Below are 16,779 nucleotides of genomic sequence, written 5' to 3'. Positions count from 1 at the left end.
GGGGCGGGCTTTGCGGGGCGCGCCGGACTCGAGGCCCGGCGCGCGGCCAGTTGCGCTTGCAGCGCTTACGGCTGGTGCGTGGTTTCGACCTGCTGCATCGGCGTGCTGTCGACCGGCGGCAGCGGTTTGCGCTCACGCGGCGCGCGCGCGGGCTTCACCAGCTGCGCGGCGGCCTGCTGCGCGGTGCGCAGCTTGTCGGCGTCGGTATTGACCCAGACGAGACCCGCCGATTCCAGCATCGGACGCAGCGTGTCTGCGGCGGCCGGAGCCGAGGGTGCCGCGGTTGCCACCGGGACCGGACGCTGTGCGGCCGGCTCGGTGATCGCGACGACCGCCGGAGCGGCTGCTACAGCTTCTTGCGCCGGCTCCGGGTGAGCGACGGGCGCTGCCACCGGCTCTTCGGTCTGCGGCGCTTCGACACGGTCTTCCCGCACGACAGGCTGCGTTTCGGCCTGGACCGGCTCGACCGGGGCTGCCGGCGCGACCGGTTCGTCGGTTGCGGCAGGGGCCACTGGAGCGACAGGTGCGGCGGGGGCCACGGGTTCCTCGGCCTTCGGCTCGACCACGTGCGCGGTTTCAACGCTCACCGGTGCGGTTTCGGCGGGTGCCGGAACCGGCTCGGCCGGAGCCGGAGCTTGCTCTGCAGCGGGCGCGACGGTTTCGACCGGCGTCGTTGTCACCGCGGCGGGCATGTGCCCGGCTTCGGCGACGACGGCCGCGGCCGGCGGTGCGGTCACGACAGCCTCGACAACAGCCTCGGTGCGCGCTTCCACGACCGGTGCTTCATGCACTTGCGCGGGGACGGCAGGCTGCTCGATCGCCGGTTGAGCGGGTGCGCCTTCCTCTTCGCCTTCCGGTGCGTCCGCACCCAGCGAAAGGTCTGCTGCATCCGTCTCACGCTCGCGGCGACCACCACGGCGGCCGCGGCGGCGGCGGCGGCGTTCTTCGCCTTCACGCGGTGCGCCTTCTTCGTCGGCACCCGCGCTCACGCCTTCGGGCAGTTCTTCCGACTGCGGCGCTTCGACGCCTTCGGCGTCTGCCGATGCGGCGTCAAGACGCGCTTCCTGGGCTTCGGCGGCCTCGGCTTGCTGACGGCGACGCGACTCATTGCGTTCGCCGCGCTCGCCGCGTTCACCACGCTCGCGGCGCTCGCCGCGTGCGGCGCCGGCTTCCGCCGTTACATCGCTACGTTCCTGGCCGCGCTCGACGCGTTCGATGCGCTGCTCGCGCTCGGCGCGTGCTTCACGGGTTTCACGCGGTTCACGTTGCTCGCGCGGTTCGCGTTGTTCACGCGGCTCGCGCGGCTCGCGGGCGCCACGGCCTTCGCGTGCTTCACGCGGTTCGCGCGGCTCGCGCTCCTCACGGCGACCAGCCGGCTCGCCGGTACGTGCGCTGCCTGCGCTTTCGCCGCGACCTGCCGCGTCGCGGCCGCCGGAACGGCGATTGCGGCTGCGATCACCGCCGCTCTTCTCACCGCGCTCGGTACGCGCTTCGCGGGTCGGACGGCCGGTCTTTTCGGGCTGAGCGACCGGTGCCGGCGTGGGCGCCGCAGCCGGCGCGCCGCCAAAGAGGCGCTTGACCCAGCCAAAGAAGCCGCCGCCCGCGGGCGTGATGGCTACCTGCGCCGCGGCGGGCGCGGTTTCGGCCGTCTTGACCGGCGCGCTCGGCGCCGGACGTTCCGGCGTGATGCCCTTCACCGCGGCTTCCTGCTTGGGCTTGGCTTCGGCGGTGCGCTTGCTGTAGCCGGTTTCCGACTCGAGTTCGCGAGCCGCTTCCTCGGCCATCTTCCACGAGGCGCGCGGGTCGTCGAGGCGCGCATCGTCGTGACGCAGGCGCTCGAGCTTGTAGTGCGGCGTTTCGAGATGTTTGTTCGGGATCAGCACGACGCCGACCTTGAACCGCGACTCGATCTTGTTGATTTCCGAACGCTTTTCGTTGAGCAGGAAGGCCGTCACTTCGACCGGCACCTGGCAATGAATTGCCGCGGTGTGCTCCTTCATCGCCTCTTCCTGGATGATGCGCAGGACCTGAAGCGCCGACGATTCCGTATCGCGGATATGACCCGTGCCGTTACAGCGCGGGCAGGTCACGTGGCTGCCTTCCGAGAGGGCGGGGCGCAGACGCTGACGCGACAGTTCCATCAAGCCGAAGCGCGAGATCTTGCCCATCTGCACGCGCGCGCGGTCGTGGCGCAGCGCGTCTTTCAGGCGTTGCTCGACTTCGCGCTGGCTCTTGGCCGACTCCATGTCGATGAAGTCGATCACGATCAGACCGCCCAGGTCGCGCAAGCGCAGCTGGCGCGCCACTTCGTCGGCGGCTTCGAGGTTGGTGCGCGCGGCGGTTTCCTCGATGTCGGCGCCTTTGGTGGCGCGCGCCGAGTTCACGTCGATGGCAACCAGTGCTTCGGTGTGGTCGATCACGATCGCGCCGCCCGAGGGCAGCGGTACTGTGCGCGAATACGCCGTCTCGATCTGGTGCTCGATCTGGAAACGTGAGAAAAGCGGCACGTCGTCGTGATACCGCTTCACCTTATTGACATTGTCCGGCATCACGATATCCATGAAGGCGCGCGCCTGGTCATAGATCTCGGTGGTGTCGATGAGGATTTCGCCGATGTCGGGCTGGAAGTAGTCGCGGATCGCGCGAATGACGAGGCTCGATTCCAGGTAGATCAGCATGGGCTGACCGGACTGGCCCGCCTGCGACGCGGCTTCGATGGCGCGCCACAGTTGCAGCAGGTAGTTCAGATCCCACTGGAGCTCTTCGGCGGAGCGGCCGATGCCGGCCGTGCGCGCGATGATGCTCATGCCGTCCGGCAGTTGCAGCTGCGCCATGGTTTCGCGCAGTTCCTGACGGTCGTCGCCCTCGATACGGCGCGATACGCCGCCGCCGCGCGGGTTGTTCGGCATGAGGACGAGGTAGCGGCCGGCGAGCGAGATGAACGTGGTGAGGGCAGCGCCCTTGTTGCCACGCTCTTCTTTCTCGACCTGGACGATCAGTTCCTGGCCTTCCTTGAGGGCGTCCTGAATGCGCGCGCCGCGCATGTCGATGCCTTCACGGAAGTACTGGCGGGCGACTTCCTTGAACGGCAGGAAGCCGTGGCGGTCTTCGCCGTAGTTGACGAAGCACGCTTCGAGCGAAGGCTCGATACGGGTGACGATCCCCTTGTAGATGTTGCCTTTGCGCTGTTCGCGCCCGGCGGTTTCGATGTCGATGTCGATGAGCTTCTGTCCATCGACGATGGCGACACGCAGTTCTTCCTGCTGTGTCGCGTTGAACAGCATTCGTTTCATTGAACGACTCCAGTGCGTTCGCGCGCGAGCCGCACGGTGCGCGGCGACGACGCCAGGCAGCACGGTGCGGGCAGCGGCGAGCCGCGCCTTATTGTGTTGTCACAAGCACGCTGGAGCGGGAACGATGGCGGGGAGAATTGCCTTTTCTGGGCGCCGGTCCGGCGTTGCGTTGCCGTGGACGGGGCCTCGTGGGCACATGCGAAATACGTTTTCAAGAAGCAAAGAGACATGTCGCGGGTTCGCGACGGCAACGTTTTCATGCGCTTCCAATCCACCTGCCTGCCGTGGCCATGATCGTGCCGATGGTTGTGCCCATCGGTTGTGCCCATCGCACTGGCCGTGACAGACGCTTGCCGCAGCGGCGAACCGCGCGCGCTTGCGACTGGATCAGGTTCGCGGCCTCGAAATTCAATCAGGGCCGCGCACGGGAAGCTTTCAGGAACGCCCGTCTTCCCCCTCGGGGTGTCTCGCCACTTTTGACGTCGCCGTGTCCCGCACATTGCCAGGACGCTTCGGGCGCTCGCCGTATTTTCGCCACCAGCGCCTCCTGCGGCGGTCACTTCGACCACGCGGCGGGACGCGCCGGATAAATTCTTTATACCAATGTTCCGTTACCGTCGGAGCCGCCCCTGACCGAACGTGCCTGTGGGCGCCGTCCCTGCCGGAGTGGTGATCCGTGCGTGCAACTCGTTGCTTCTCATCAAACGGGGTGAGCAACCAGCCCCGGGCGCAAGTAAAATAACCGTTTATCGCTTGCAGCCTGCGCTCGCCGCGTGGTCCAAGTCCAGGATAACCCCCTTGGGGTGTCCATTGGGTGGTTCGCAGAACATTTGGCCGTTTGGCCTGGGCCATTCGGCCTACCGTTGCGTCGGCGCTAGGCAAATTATATTCAGAATGAAAGGGTTAGGCAAAACATCCCAGAATCAGGTCGCAAGCGACCAGGTTTCGTTCGTCGAAATCGACGAGGGCGCGGCCGGTCAGCGCATCGACAATTTTCTCCTGCGCGTCTGTAAGGGCGTGCCGAAAAGCCACATCTATCGCATTTTGCGTAGCGGGGAAGTGCGTGTAAATAAGGGTCGTATCGATGCGCAGTATAGGCTCGCAGAAGGCGACATCGTGCGCGTGCCGCCCATCCGCACGTCGCAATCGAGCGCGCCGGCCGGCGCTGCGCCCGTGCCGGCGGCCCAGTTTCCCATCATCTACGAGGATGACGCGCTGCTCGTCATCGACAAGCCCGCCGGCGTGGCCGTGCACGGCGGCAGCGGCGTGGCGTTCGGCGTGATCGAGCAGTTGCGCGAGGCACGCCCGGAGGGCAAGTTTCTCGAGCTGGTCCATCGGCTCGACCGCGAAACTTCGGGCGTGCTGATGCTCGCCAAGAAGCGCGCCGCGCTCGTGGGCCTGCATGCGCAGATGCGCGATAACCAGACCGACAAGCGCTATTTCGCCTGCGTCCACGGCGAATGGGCGAGCGATTGGGGTCGTCGGCGCGCCGTGAAGGAGCCGCTTCATAAGTATCTGACCCCGGAAGGCGAGCGTCGCGTGCGCGTGCAGGCGGACGGCATGCCGTCGCACACGGTGTTCAATCTCGTCGATCGCTGGCCGGGCTACGCGCTTCTCGAAGCCGAGCTGAAGACGGGCCGCACGCACCAGATCCGCGTGCACCTCGCTCACCTCGGCCTGCCGATCGTCGGCGACGCCAAGTACGGCGACTTCGCGCTCAACAAGGAACTCGCGCGCACTGGCGCGCGGCCGGGCATCAAGCGCATGTTTCTGCATGCGCACCGGTTGAAGCTCGCTCACCCGATTACGGGCGCCACGTTGCAGTTCGAGGCGCCGTTGCCTGCGGATTGCCGCAGCTTCGTCGACGCGCTGCGCGCGCAGCGCGACGGTGGCGCTGGCGCAGATGCCACGGCGGCAACTCGACCTGACGCGGCCCGGCCTGGCGCGGCGCGTCCCGAATGACACCGAATCTGACAGCGTTTGGAGAAGTCCTGCATGGCTCGAGAGTTATTTGACCTGATTGTGTTCGACTGGGACGGCACCCTGATGGATTCGACCGCCCATATCACGCGCAGCATCCAGGCGGCGTGCCGCGATCTCGGCCTGCCCGTTCCCGGCGACGAGGCGGCGAGCTATGTGATCGGCCTCGGCTTGCGCGAGGCGCTGCAGATTGCCGCGCCCACGCTCGATCCGGCCGACTACCCGCGGCTCGTCGAGCGCTATCGCATCCATTATTTACTGAAGGACCAGCAGACCGAACTGTTCGCAGGCGTGCGCGAGATGCTCACGGAACTGCGCGACACCGGCTACCTGCTCGCCGTGGCGACGGGCAAGAGCCGCGTGGGGCTGAACCGCGCGTTGGCGGATTCGCGGCTCACGAGCCTCTTCGACGGCACCCGGTGCGCCGACGAAACCTTCTCGAAGCCGCATCCGGCCATGCTTCAGGAACTCACGCGCGAACTGGGGCAGGATCTGGGCCGCACGGTGATGATCGGCGACACGACGCACGATCTGCAGATGGCGATCAACGCGGGCGCGGCGGCCATTGGCGTGGCGTATGGCGCGCATGCATCCGGCGCCCTCGAAAAGCTCGAGCCGCGCTTCGTCGCGCAGGACGTGGCCGCGCTCGCGGGCTGGCTGCGGGAGAACGCATGAGCGCGGCGCCCGGGACAGCGACGCCCGAGCCGGTGCGCGTATGCGCGGCCGAAGAACTCGCCGAGGGCGGCGAAGGGCGGCGCATGAACGCGACCTACGCGGGCGGCGACGCCGTGGTGTTCTTCGTGCGCTACGGCGGAGCGGTGTACGGCTACCTGAACCGCTGCGCGCACGTGCCGATGGAACTCGACTGGGTCGAGGGCCAGTTCTTCGAGTCGTCGGGGCTCTATCTGATGTGCGCCACGCACGGCGCGATCTACCAGCCCGACACGGGCAAGTGCGTGGGCGGCCCATGCCGCGGGGGGCGTTTGCGTCCCGTGCAAGTCGAGGAACGCGACACGCCCGAGGGGCGTGCGGTATTCTGGCTGCCGGACGACGCTTTGCGTCCGACCCCAACCTGAACTCTCACTTTCTCGACCCCTTTCGACCCGTTACCCGCTCGCATGTCCGACAATCCGACCCCTGATTCGAACGAAGCACCCCGCGCGGCTTCGTCAGAGCGCGGCGCGCCCGCGCCTGGCTGGGAGCGCGAGGCGCTCGAACGCATCGCGCTCGCGGCAATCACCGAGCAGCGCGCGGCGCGGCGCTGGCGCATCTTCTTTCGCTTCGCGTTTCTCGCCGTGTTCGTGGTGATCGCTTGGGCGATCCTCGATCTTTCGGGCGCGCGCGTGGAGAGTGAAGGGCGCCACACGGCGCTCGTTTCACTCGACGGCGAAATCGGCTCCGACACCCCGGCGAACGCCGACGACATCATCAGCGCGCTGGACAGCGCCTTCGACGACGACGGCACCGCGGGCGTGATCCTGCATATCGACAGCCCCGGCGGCAGTCCGGTGCAGGCGGGCATCATCAACGACGAGATCCACCGTCTGCGCACGAAGTACCCGGCCATCCCGCTGTACGTGGTGGTGGGCGACATGTGCGCGTCGGGCGGGTATTACGTCGCGGCCGCCGCCGACAAGATCTACGTCAACAAGGCGAGCATCGTGGGCTCGATCGGCGTTCTGATGGACGGATTCGGCTTCACCGGGCTCATGGACAAGCTCGGCGTCCAGCGGCGCCTGCGCACCTCCGGCGAAAACAAGGGCTTCTTCGATCCCTTCTCTCCCGACACGCCGAAAATGGACGCGCACGCCCAGGAGATGCTCGACCAGATCCACCAGCAGTTCATCGACGTCGTGAAGGCTGGCCGCGGCAAGCGCCTGAAGGACTCGCCGGATATCTTCTCGGGCCTGTTCTGGACCGGGCAGAAGAGCGTGGAGCTCGGTCTCGCGGACGGCTACGGCGACACCGATTACGTGGCGCGCGAGGTCATCAAGGCGCCGGACGTCGTTGATTACACGGTCAAGCAGAGCATCACCGATCGCGTGGCGAAGCGCGTGGGCGCGAACATCGGCTCGGCGGCCATGCATTCGCTGCTGATGGGCGGCAAGCTGTCGGTGCACTGAGCGCCGGCGGCGCTTTAGCTGCCGGTCGTCTTCAAGAAAAATCGGCCGCTGCGCGATGGTTGCGCAGCGGCCGACTCGTTTTTGCGCGCCGAAGCGTTCAGTGCGCGAGCAGCAGGAAAATCGCCGGGCGCTTGTGCAATTCGGGCGCGGGCTTCTTCTTCCAGTCGGACACGGCGCGGCTCACGATCGTCTCGGTAGGCAGCGTGAGATCGGCGGCGACGCACACGAGCGTGGAGGGCGCGCAAGTCGCGAGCAGCGCGTCGAGCAGCGTCCGGTTGCGATAAGGCGTCTCGATGAAGATCTGCGTCTGCTTGCTCTTGCGTGAGATTTGCTCCAGATCGCGCAGCTTTTTCACGCGCTCGTTCGCGTCGACGGGCAGGTAGCCATGAAACGCGAAGCTCTGGCCGTTCAGGCCCGACGCCATCAGCGCGAGCAGAATCGAACTCGGGCCCACGAGCGGCACGACCTTGATACCGCGTTCGTGCGCACGCCGCACGAGCAGCGCGCCCGGATCGGCGACGGCGGGCACGCCCGCCTCGGAAACGAGCCCCGTGTCGGTGCCGGCGAGCAGCGGCGCGAGCAGCTTGTCGACCTCGCCCGCGGGCGTGTTGACATTGAGTTCGCGGATCTCGATTTCCTGGATCGGACGCGTCGTGCCCACGCGCTTGAGGAAGGCGCGCGTGGTCTTCGCGTTTTCGCCTATGTAGCTTGCGAGCGCGCCAGCGCGTTCGCGCACGGGCGTGGGCAGCACGGCGTTGAGCGCGGCGTCGTCGCCTTCGCCTAGCGTGTTGGGGATCAGATAGAGGGTGCCCAGGCTCATGCTTGCGTCTCCAGCAAGGGATAGCCCGCGGCAAGCAGCATGCGCGTGAGCGCGATGAGCGGCAGGCCGATCAGGGCGGTGGGGTCGTCCGATTCGATCGCTTCGAGCAGCGCGATGCCAAGCCCCTCCGATTTCGCGCTGCCCGCGCAGTCGTAAGGCGTTTCGGCGCGCAGATAGGCGTCGAGCGCGGCATCGGGCAGGTCGCGAAAGCGCACCTTCGTGACGACATCGACGGAATCCGCTTGGCCAGTAGCGGTGTCGAGCACGCTCAGGGCACTATGGAACAACACTTCGCGGCCGCGCATGGCCTGCAGCTGCTCGAGCGCGCGTTCGTGCGTGCCGGGCTTGCCGATCTGGCGGCCGTCGAAAGTGGCGACCTGGTCGGAGCCGATCACGAGCGTGCGCGCGGCGCCGGCGGGCAGGGTGGCGGCCACGGCGCGGGCCTTCGCAGCAGCCAGGCGCAGCGCCGTCGCTTCGGGCGCTTCGCCGAGGTGCGGCGTTTCGTCGACGGCGGGCGTGGCCGTGTCGAAGGGAATGCGCAGACGTTCGAGCAGTTCGCGCCGGTAGCGCGAGCTGGAGGCGAGGACGAGAGCGGGGCGGCCCGTGCGCGGGGCCTGCGAGGGAGAATCCTGCATGTTCGATCGGAGTATGAAAACGGCTGCGAATGTGACTGCGAATGTGACTGGGGAAAAGGCGGCTGTGGTTTGGCGATCTTCGGGTTGATTTCGCCTCGAAAACGGGGGCGGATTTCCCGCAAAACGTCGTCAGAGGCTTCCGAAAACCGCGCCCGCACAGACACTTGCGTATGCGAGCTTAAGTGTTTGACTCGCAAAGATAAAGGCGATATGATTTTGGGCTTTTCATCGGTACGCTCTCGTCGCACGTCTTGTGCGGGCGCCTGAATTTTGCGGCGCCACGGCTTGAAAGACCTTGCCGGCAGCAGCTTTCCGATGACCAATGCAGGCTAGTGCGGGCCGGCACAAGCTGGATTGCTGCGAGCCGCTGTCGGCTTCGCGCATCGCTCGCCGGTCGCACAAGCCTTGAAGCAGGGGAGCGCACATGACCGAACATTCTGGTAAGCCTGCTGGCGCTGAATTGAATCCGCGCGACTTCGATATCTTCGAATTCGCACGCAGCGAGCGCGAGGCAGCAGGCGTCGTGCGCGTCTCGCAACTGCCGCGCATGTTAAACGAAGTCCCGGCTGAGGCGCCAGATCGCGACACCGCGTTCACCTGGCAGGCTGCGGGCTTCACCCAGCAGGAATTGCAGGACAACGCCACCGAAGGGCCGCAGCCATACCTGCGGCTTGCTGTTCACGGTGGCGCGTGGCTCGCGTGCCAGCGGTGCCTTGCTCCCTACGAGCAGGCATTCAATGCGGATGCGACCTTCCGTATCGTCCAGACGGAAGAAGAGGCGGACGAGTTTCCGCTCGACGACGATGAAGTCGAAGTGATCGTGGGCTCGCGCCATTTCGATCTCGTCGACTTGATCGAAGAGGAGTTGTTGCTCGCGCTTCCGCTGGTGCCGAAGCACGAAGTCTGTCCGGAAATTCACGAAAGCCTCGCCTCGGGTCCCGATGGCGCGGAGGGCGTGGATTCCGTGGACGACGTGCCGGAGCAGGAAATCGAGCCAGAAGAGCGCGTCAACCCGTTTGCGGCGCTCGAATCGCTCAAGAAGGACGGTCCTGGCAGCAAGCATTAAGGTAAGCCTTAGGCGGCTGCGTGGGGCAGGCAGTACCAGACGCGTGGGCCTGAGCCCGGAGTCCGGCCATCCCCCAAGGGTGGCGGCGGCCGGATCGGGCTGTGTTAGAATTCGGAAAATTTTCAGGAGTTATCATGGCAGTTCAACAAAACAAGAAGTCGCCGTCGAAGCGCGGTATGCACCGCTCGCACGATTTCCTCACGGGCGCGCCGCTGGCCGTCGAGCCGAGCACGGGTGAAGTGCATCTGCGTCACCACATCAGCCCGAACGGCTACTACCGCGGCAAGAAAGTCGTCAAGACCAAGAACGACTAATCGTTCCAGCGTGCGGCGCAGTGTCTCGCAGTGTCGATGACCCAGCGCCGCATCTGACGATTCCGTTCGCTTGACCATATTTCGGCTCGGCAAAAAGGCGGCATTCAACTGCCGCTTTTTTATGCCTGAAATCCGTCGCATTCCATGACTGTTACGCTCACGATAGATTGCATGGGAGGCGACCACGGCCCGTCTGTGACGGTGCCTGCCGCAGTCCATTTCGTCCGCTCGCACCCCGACGCGCATCTCATGCTGGTGGGCGTCGAGTCGACGGTTCGCGCCCAGCTGAAGAAACTGAGGGCGGCGGACCATCCCGCGCTTACCGTCGTGCCCGCCACCGAGGTCGTCGAAATGGACGATCCGGTCGAAGTCGCCCTGCGCAAGAAAAAAGACTCGTCGATGCGCGTCGCGCTCAATCGCGTGAAAGAGGGTGAGGCGCAAGCCTGCATCTCGGCCGGCAACACCGGCGCGCTGATGGCCGTTTCGCGCTATGTGCTCAAGACGTTGCCTGGCATCGAACGCCCGGCTATCGCCTTCGCGCTGCCGAACCCGCGCGGCTATACGACGATGCTCGACCTCGGCGCGAACGTCGACTGCGAACCTCAGCACCTGCTGCAGTTCGCGGAGATGGGTCACGCGCTCGTCGCGGCGCTAGAGGGCAAGGATCGCCCAACCATCGGGCTCCTGAATATCGGCGAAGAAGTCATCAAGGGCAACGAGACCATCAAGCGCGCGGGCGAGCTCCTGCGTGCGAGCACGCTGAACTTCCGCGGCAACGTCGAAGGCAACGACATTTACAAGGGCACCGTCGACGTCATCGTCTGTGACGGTTTCGTTGGGAATGTCGCGCTCAAGACGTCGGAGGGCCTCGCGCAGATGCTCAACGACATGATCAAGGAAGAGTTCGGCCGCTCGTGGCTCACCAAGCTCATGGCGATTGCCGCACTGCCCGTGCTCATGCGCTTCAAGAAGCGTGTGGACCATCGCCAGTACAACGGCGCGGCGCTGCTCGGCTTGAAGAGCCTCGTCATCAAAAGCCACGGCTCGGCCGATGCCTACGCGTTTGAGTGTGCGATCAATCGCGGGTATGATGCCGTCAAAAATGGCGTGCTGGAGCGCCTCGCGCACGCCATGGAAGAAAACGCCGGTTCGCTCGAACAGGCGGCGGACGAGCCCGGTGGCGCCCAGAACGTGCAAGCCGCGCAGGCAGGGCAGGCTACTAGCGCGCCCAGCCAGGCAGCGGGCGAGGTACCGCCCGGCGCCGCATCATCCTCGAAGGCATAATGGCTCAATCGACTCTCTATTCCCGCGTGATCGGCACGGGCAGCTACCTTCCGCCTGATCGCGTCACCAACCAGGAACTGGCCGAACGGCTCGCCGCGAAAGGCGTCGAGACGAGCGACGAGTGGATCGTGGCCCGCACGGGCATTCACGCGCGCCACTTCGCCGCGCCCGACGTCACGACGAGCGATCTCGCGCTTGCGGCGTCGCAGCGCGCGATCGCGGCCGCCGACGTCGATCCGCAGTCGATCGACCTCATCATCGTCGCCACTTCCACGCCCGATTTCGTCTTTCCGAGCACGGCCTGCCTCTTGCAGAACAAGCTCGGCATTCGCAATCACGGCGCGGCATTCGACGTGCAGGCCGTGTGCTCGGGCTTCGCGTACGCCGTTTCGGTGGCCGACAGCCTGATCCGCAGCGGCCAGCATCGCACGGCGCTCGTGGTCGGCGCGGAAACCTTCTCGCGTATTCTCGATTTCAGCGATCGCACCACCTGCGTGCTGTTCGGCGACGGCGCAGGCGCGATCTTGCTGCAGGCGTCGAGCGAACCGGGCGTGCTTTCGAGCGCGCTGCACGCCGACGGCAGCTACGCGCACATCCTGTGCACGCCGGGCAACGTCAATGGCGGCGTGATCGCGGGCAACGCGTTCCTGCACATGGACGGCCAGGCCGTCTTCAAGCTGGCCGTGAACGTGCTCGAAAAGGTCGCGATCGAGGCGCTCGACAAGGCGCAGCTCACAGCCGACCAGGTCGACTGGCTGATTCCGCACCAGGCCAACATCCGCATCATGCAGGGCACCTGCCGCAAGCTCGGCCTGCCCGCCGAGCGCATGGTGGTGACGGTGGGCGAGCATGGCAACACCTCGGCGGCCTCGATTCCGCTCGCCTTCGACGTCGCGGTGCGTGACGGCCGCATCAAGCGCGGCCAGAACGTGCTGATCGAAGGCGTGGGCGGCGGCTTCACGTGGGGCGCCTCCGTCATCCGCTTCTAAGCATCCTGAGCGGGCTCTCGCGCTCCCACAGCCGGTTTCTGCGCACGACGTTCACGTTGCGCGCAGCCGGCGGCGGTTCATCCGAGCGCATTGCCCAGCCGTATTGATCGAATTTGGGGACGTTATGAAATTCGCGTTCGTTTTTCCCGGACAAGGCTCGCAGGCCGTCGGCATGCTCGACGCCTTTGCCGATAACGCCGTCGTGCGCGAGATGCTGCAAGAAGCGTCCGACGCGCTGGGCCAGGACCTCGGCAAGCTGATCGCCGAAGGCCCCGCCGAAGAGCTCAATCTCACCACCAACACCCAGCCGGTCATGCTCACCGCCGCCTACGCCGTTTATCGCGCGTGGCAGCAGGCGGGCGGCTCGGTGCCGGCCATCGTCGCGGGCCACAGCCTCGGCGAATACACGGCGCTCGTCGCCGCCGGCGTGCTCGCATTCCGCGACGCCGTGCCGCTCGTGCGCTTTCGCGCGCAGGCGATGCAAAGCGCGGTGCCGGTCGGCGAGGGCGGTATGGCCGCCGTGCTCGGTCTCGACGACGACACCGTGCGCGCAGTCTGCGCGGAAGCCGCTGTCGCGAACGGCGGCGTGGTCGAGGCCGTGAACTTCAACGCGCCCGCGCAAGTCGTGATCGCGGGCCACAAGGGCGCGGTCGAGAAGGCCTGCGAAATCGCCAAGGCGAAGGGCGCCAAGCGCGCGCTGCCCCTGCCGGTTTCGGCGCCGTTCCACTCGTCGCTGCTCAAGCCCGCCTCGGATCAGCTGCGCGACTACCTCGCGAACGTCACGCTGAACGCGCCGCAAATTCCCGTGGTGAACAACGTCGACGTGGCCTTCGAAACCGACCCCGCGAAGATCCGCGACGCGCTCGTGCGCCAGGCCGCGGGCGCCGTGCGCTGGGTCGAGTGCGTGCAGGCCATCGCGGCGCAAGGCGCGACGCACGTGGTCGAATGCGGTCCGGGCAAGGTGCTTGCGGGCCTCACCAAGCGTATCGACGGCAACCTGGTCGGCGCCTCGGTGCTCGATCCGAAGTCGCTCGACGAAGCGCTAGCGCTTCTGAAGGCCTAAGCGCATACGCCACCACCGCTAACGGATTCAAACGATGGAAAAGACTCTCGACAATCAAGCCGCGATCGTGACCGGCGCCACCCGCGGCATTGGCCGCGCGATCGCGCTGGAACTGGCGCGCCAGGGCGCGACGGTGATCGGCACGGCAACGAGCGAAGCCGGCGCGCAGGCCATCTCGGCCGCCTTCGAAGAAGCGGGCCTGAAGGGCCGCGGCGCGGTGCTCAACGTGAACGACGCCGCGGCGGCAGAAGCGCTCATCGACGCAACGGTCAAGGAATTCGGCGGTCTTGCGATCCTCGTCAATAATGCGGGCATCACGCAGGACAACCTGGCGATGCGCATGAAGGACGACGAGTGGGACTCGGTCATCGACACCAACCTGAAGTCGGTGTTCCGCCTCTCGCGCGCCGTGCTGCGCCCCATGATGAAGGCGCGTACGGGCCGCATCATCAACATCACCTCGGTGGTGGGCTCGTCGGGCAACCCGGGCCAGGCCAACTACGCCGCCGCCAAGGCCGGCGTGGCGGGTATGACGCGCGCACTCGCACGCGAGATCGGCAGCCGCGGCATCACCGTGAACTGCGTCGCGCCCGGTTTCATCGACACCGACATGACGAAGGACCTGCCGGCGGAGCAGCAAGCCGCGCTCAAGCAGCAGATTCCGCTGGGCCGCCTCGGCAGCCCGGACGACATCGCGCATGCGGTCGCGTTCCTCGCGTCGCCGCAGGCAGCCTACATCACGGGCACGACGTTGCACGTGAACGGCGGCATGTATATGTCTTAACCGGATTCAGGTACTATCCGCGCCTTGATGCGCTTGATGCAAAACATTGCGCAAGCGCCGTCGCGGATAGACTTCCGGAACCTTGAGCGCCGCTTTTCAGCCAGGTCAAACCTGATAAAATGCGCGCACTCGCATTCATGAGCTAACTTTTTTCCCTTGGAGGGGTAATGGACAACATCGAACAGCGCGTCAAGAAGATCGTCGCCGAGCAACTGGGCGTCGCCGAAGCTGAAATCAAGAACGAAGCTTCGTTCGTGAACGATCTGGGCGCCGACTCGCTCGACACCGTCGAACTGGTCATGGCTCTCGAAGACGAGTTCGGCATGGAAATCCCGGACGAGGAAGCCGAGAAGATCACGACGGTTCAGCAAGCGATCGACTACGCTCGCGCGAACGTCAAGGCCTAAGCGCCAGATTCCCGCCAGGGCCGCGCAACGCATACGCGCTAGCGGCCTGCGAGGACGCTCGCCCGTGAAACCGCATACGCCTGCCGCACTCGCTGCGGGGCATCTGCCGGTCAACTAGCCACAGGGCTCACAGGAGCATTTCCTGTGGCCTCTGTGGCTTTTGTTTTTGTCATCTATGGATAAGGGGTTACCGTGAGCCGTCGTCGAGTTGTTGTTACAGGCCTGGGGCTGATTTCGCCTGTTGGCAATAATGTTGCCGACGGCTGGGCCAATCTGGTCGCCGGGAAGTCCGGCATCGCCAACATCACGAAGTTCGACGCTACGAACTTCTCGACCCGTTTTGCCGGCGAAGTGAAGGGCTTCAACGTCGAAGACTACATGCCGGCGAAAGAAGCGCGCCACATGGATACATTCATCCATTACGGCATCGCGGCGGGCATGCAGGCGATCCAGGACAGCGGTCTCGAAGTCACCGAAGCGAACGCGGAACGGATCGGCGTGAACGTCGGCTCGGGCATCGGCGGTCTGCCGATGATCGAAGTCACGCAAACCGAACTCCTCAACCGCGGTCCGCGCCGCATCTCGCCGTTCTTCGTGCCTGCCTCGATCATCAACATGATCTCGGGCCATCTGTCGATCAAGTACGGCCTCAAGGGCCCGAATCTGGCGATGGTCACGGCTTGCACGACCGGCCTGCACTGTATCGGCGAAGCGTCGCGTCTGATCGAATACGGCGACTGCGACGTGATGATCGCGGGCGGTGCGGAATCGACCGTGTCGCCGCTCGGCATCGGCGGCTTCGCGGCGGCCCGCGCGCTGTCGCAGCGCAACGACGATCCGGCGACGGCCAGCCGTCCGTGGGACAAGGACCGTGACGGCTTCGTGCTCGGCGAAGGCGCAGGCGTAATGGTGCTCGAAGAGTACGAACACGCGAAGGCGCGCGGCGCGAAGATCTACGCGGAAATCGGCGGCTACGGCATGAGCGGCGATGCGTATCACATGACCGCTCCGCTGGAAGACGGCGACGGTGCGCGCCGCTGCATGATCGCCGCGATGAAGAACGCGGGCGTCAACGCCACCGAAGTCAACTGGCTGAGCGCGCATGGCACGTCCACGCCGCTCGGCGACCTCGCGGAAACCACGGCGATCAAGCGCGCCTTCGGCGATCATGCGAAGGACATCGTCGTGAACTCGACCAAGTCGATGACGGGCCACCTGCTGGGTGGCGCGGGCGGCCTCGAGTCGGTGTTCACGGTGCTGGCCGTGCACAACCAGGTGTCGCCGCCGACGATCAACATCTTCAACCAGGATCCGGCATGCGACCTGGACTACTGCGCGAACACCGCGCGGGACATGAAGATCGACGTCGCGCTGAAGAACTCGTTCGGGTTCGGCGGCACCAACGGCACCCTCGTCTTCAAGCGTCACGCTTGATCCCGCACGACGAGACAGCGGCCGCGCCGAATTCTCCGGCCGGCCGCGTTCCCCCTGTTTTCCCCTCGCGGCGCGCGGGCGCGCTGCTTCTTTCCCTGCGTCCTTCCCTCGCGCTGCAACTGCTCGTTGCCGCGGGTTTGGGCGTGGCCACGGCCGCTGTCTACACGGCGCTTGCACCCTGGTTCGGCGCCTGGCAAGCCTTGCCGATCGCGCTGGCGTTCCTCGCGACCGGTGGTCTTGCCGCTGCGGCGTGGCGTCGCAAGCAACCGGCCTTCCTCGAAATCGGGTCAGATTTTCTCGCGGCGTATTCGCTCGATGGCGCCTGCCTCGCGGCCGGGCGGCTTGCCGGTGCGTCGCAATGGGGCGCATGGCTGCTCGCGCTCGTCGTGGAGCAGGGTGCACGTCGCGCGACGATTCTCGTCGCCGCCGACGCCGCTCCGCCGGAAACCTTCCGCACACTCGCCGTGCGCGCGCGCAGCGCGGCCGGTCGCTGAGCCCCCTTCGCTGTAAAGCTTGTAACCGCTGTTACTCGCGTAACGTGAGACCGTGGCGAGGACGCTACAATGGTGCCCCCACGTCTACTTCAT

At 65.9% G+C, this 16,779-nt stretch carries 16 protein-coding genes; 13 read left to right on the top strand and 3 right to left on the bottom strand.

The window, feature by feature from the left end; genetic code table 11:
- Positions 1 to 65: 65 nt before the first annotated feature.
- On the bottom strand, positions 66 to 3,293 hold the full coding sequence (locus M3I54_RS06795; RefSeq protein WP_254334081.1) for an Rne/Rng family ribonuclease: 3,228 nt from the start codon (positions 3,291 to 3,293) through the stop codon (positions 66 to 68).
- Between the two features lie 894 nt (positions 3,294 to 4,187).
- Between M3I54_RS06795 and M3I54_RS06790 the strand changes: the two genes are divergently transcribed.
- Genes M3I54_RS06790 through M3I54_RS06775 form a run of 4 tightly spaced genes read left to right on the top strand, consistent with a single transcriptional unit; the run spans position 4,188 to position 7,396 of the window.
- Entirely contained in the window at positions 4,188 to 5,255 is a 1,068-nt protein-coding gene (locus M3I54_RS06790) for an RluA family pseudouridine synthase (protein ID WP_254334079.1), read from the top strand.
- Between the two features lie 33 nt (positions 5,256 to 5,288).
- On the top strand, positions 5,289 to 5,948 hold the full coding sequence (locus M3I54_RS06785) for an HAD-IA family hydrolase (protein WP_201698209.1): 660 nt from the start codon (positions 5,289 to 5,291) through the stop codon (positions 5,946 to 5,948).
- Positions 5,945 to 6,349, top strand: coding sequence for a Rieske 2Fe-2S domain-containing protein (locus M3I54_RS06780; protein ID WP_254334077.1), 405 nt, complete (start codon positions 5,945 to 5,947; stop codon positions 6,347 to 6,349). Before M3I54_RS06785 ends, M3I54_RS06780 begins: the two co-directional genes overlap by 4 nt.
- Before the next feature lie 42 nt (positions 6,350 to 6,391).
- The gene (locus M3I54_RS06775) at positions 6,392 to 7,396 is read left to right on the top strand and encodes a S49 family peptidase (protein WP_254334075.1); all 1,005 of its coding nucleotides are present in this window, start codon (positions 6,392 to 6,394) and stop codon (positions 7,394 to 7,396) included.
- A gap of 97 nt (positions 7,397 to 7,493) precedes the next feature.
- Here the strand turns inward: M3I54_RS06775 and M3I54_RS06770 are convergent, their stop codons facing one another.
- Positions 7,494 to 8,216, bottom strand: a complete 723-nt coding sequence (locus tag M3I54_RS06770) for an SAM-dependent methyltransferase (protein WP_254334073.1) — start codon at positions 8,214 to 8,216, stop codon at positions 7,494 to 7,496.
- Positions 8,213 to 8,851, bottom strand: coding sequence for a Maf-like protein (locus M3I54_RS06765; RefSeq protein ID WP_254334070.1), 639 nt, complete (start codon positions 8,849 to 8,851; stop codon positions 8,213 to 8,215). The genes M3I54_RS06770 and M3I54_RS06765 overlap by 4 nt, the downstream gene beginning before the upstream one ends.
- Positions 8,852 to 9,275: 424 nt before the next feature.
- Here M3I54_RS06765 and M3I54_RS06760 point away from each other — a divergent pair, with 424 nt between their 5' ends.
- From M3I54_RS06760 to M3I54_RS06720, 9 genes are all read left to right on the top strand, one after another.
- Complete coding sequence (locus M3I54_RS06760) at positions 9,276 to 9,917, top strand: DUF177 domain-containing protein (protein ID WP_254334068.1); 642 nt, start codon at positions 9,276 to 9,278, stop codon at positions 9,915 to 9,917.
- A 134-nt stretch (positions 9,918 to 10,051) separates the two neighbouring features.
- Positions 10,052 to 10,231 (top strand): 50S ribosomal protein L32, encoded by a 180-nt coding sequence (gene rpmF, locus M3I54_RS06755; protein ID WP_018441573.1) that lies wholly within the window; start codon positions 10,052 to 10,054, stop codon positions 10,229 to 10,231.
- A 144-nt stretch (positions 10,232 to 10,375) separates the two neighbouring features.
- Positions 10,376 to 11,515, top strand: a complete 1,140-nt coding sequence (gene plsX, locus M3I54_RS06750) for a phosphate acyltransferase PlsX (protein WP_254334066.1) — start codon at positions 10,376 to 10,378, stop codon at positions 11,513 to 11,515.
- A complete protein-coding gene (locus M3I54_RS06745) occupies positions 11,515 to 12,504 on the top strand; it encodes a beta-ketoacyl-ACP synthase III (protein WP_254334064.1) in 990 nt (329 codons plus the stop codon). The genes plsX and M3I54_RS06745 overlap by 1 nt, the downstream gene beginning before the upstream one ends.
- A 124-nt stretch (positions 12,505 to 12,628) precedes the next feature.
- Positions 12,629 to 13,567 carry an ACP S-malonyltransferase gene (fabD, locus tag M3I54_RS06740; RefSeq protein ID WP_254334062.1) on the top strand — a complete coding sequence of 313 codons (939 nt, stop codon included), beginning with the start codon at positions 12,629 to 12,631 and terminating at the stop codon, positions 13,565 to 13,567.
- Positions 13,568 to 13,601: 34 nt separating this feature from the next.
- Positions 13,602 to 14,351, top strand: coding sequence for a 3-oxoacyl-ACP reductase FabG (gene fabG, locus M3I54_RS06735; RefSeq protein ID WP_254316188.1), 750 nt, complete (start codon positions 13,602 to 13,604; stop codon positions 14,349 to 14,351).
- 167 nt (positions 14,352 to 14,518) lie between these two features.
- Entirely contained in the window at positions 14,519 to 14,758 is a 240-nt protein-coding gene (gene acpP / locus M3I54_RS06730) for an acyl carrier protein (protein WP_004197638.1), read from the top strand.
- A 192-nt stretch (positions 14,759 to 14,950) separates the two neighbouring features.
- A complete protein-coding gene (fabF, locus tag M3I54_RS06725) occupies positions 14,951 to 16,192 on the top strand; it encodes a beta-ketoacyl-ACP synthase II (RefSeq protein ID WP_254334060.1) in 1,242 nt (413 codons plus the stop codon).
- Entirely contained in the window at positions 16,189 to 16,686 is a 498-nt protein-coding gene (locus M3I54_RS06720; protein ID WP_254334058.1) for a protein YgfX, read from the top strand. The genes fabF and M3I54_RS06720 overlap by 4 nt, the downstream gene beginning before the upstream one ends.
- Positions 16,687 to 16,779: the final 93 nt, after the last annotated feature.

The organism is Paraburkholderia sp. CNPSo 3274 (assembly GCF_024206475.1).
In the GTDB taxonomy this organism is placed as follows: Bacteria; Pseudomonadota; Gammaproteobacteria; order Burkholderiales; family Burkholderiaceae; genus Paraburkholderia.
Note: the sequence above shows the minus strand (reverse complement) of the source record. Positions and strands in the feature narration are given on the sequence as shown.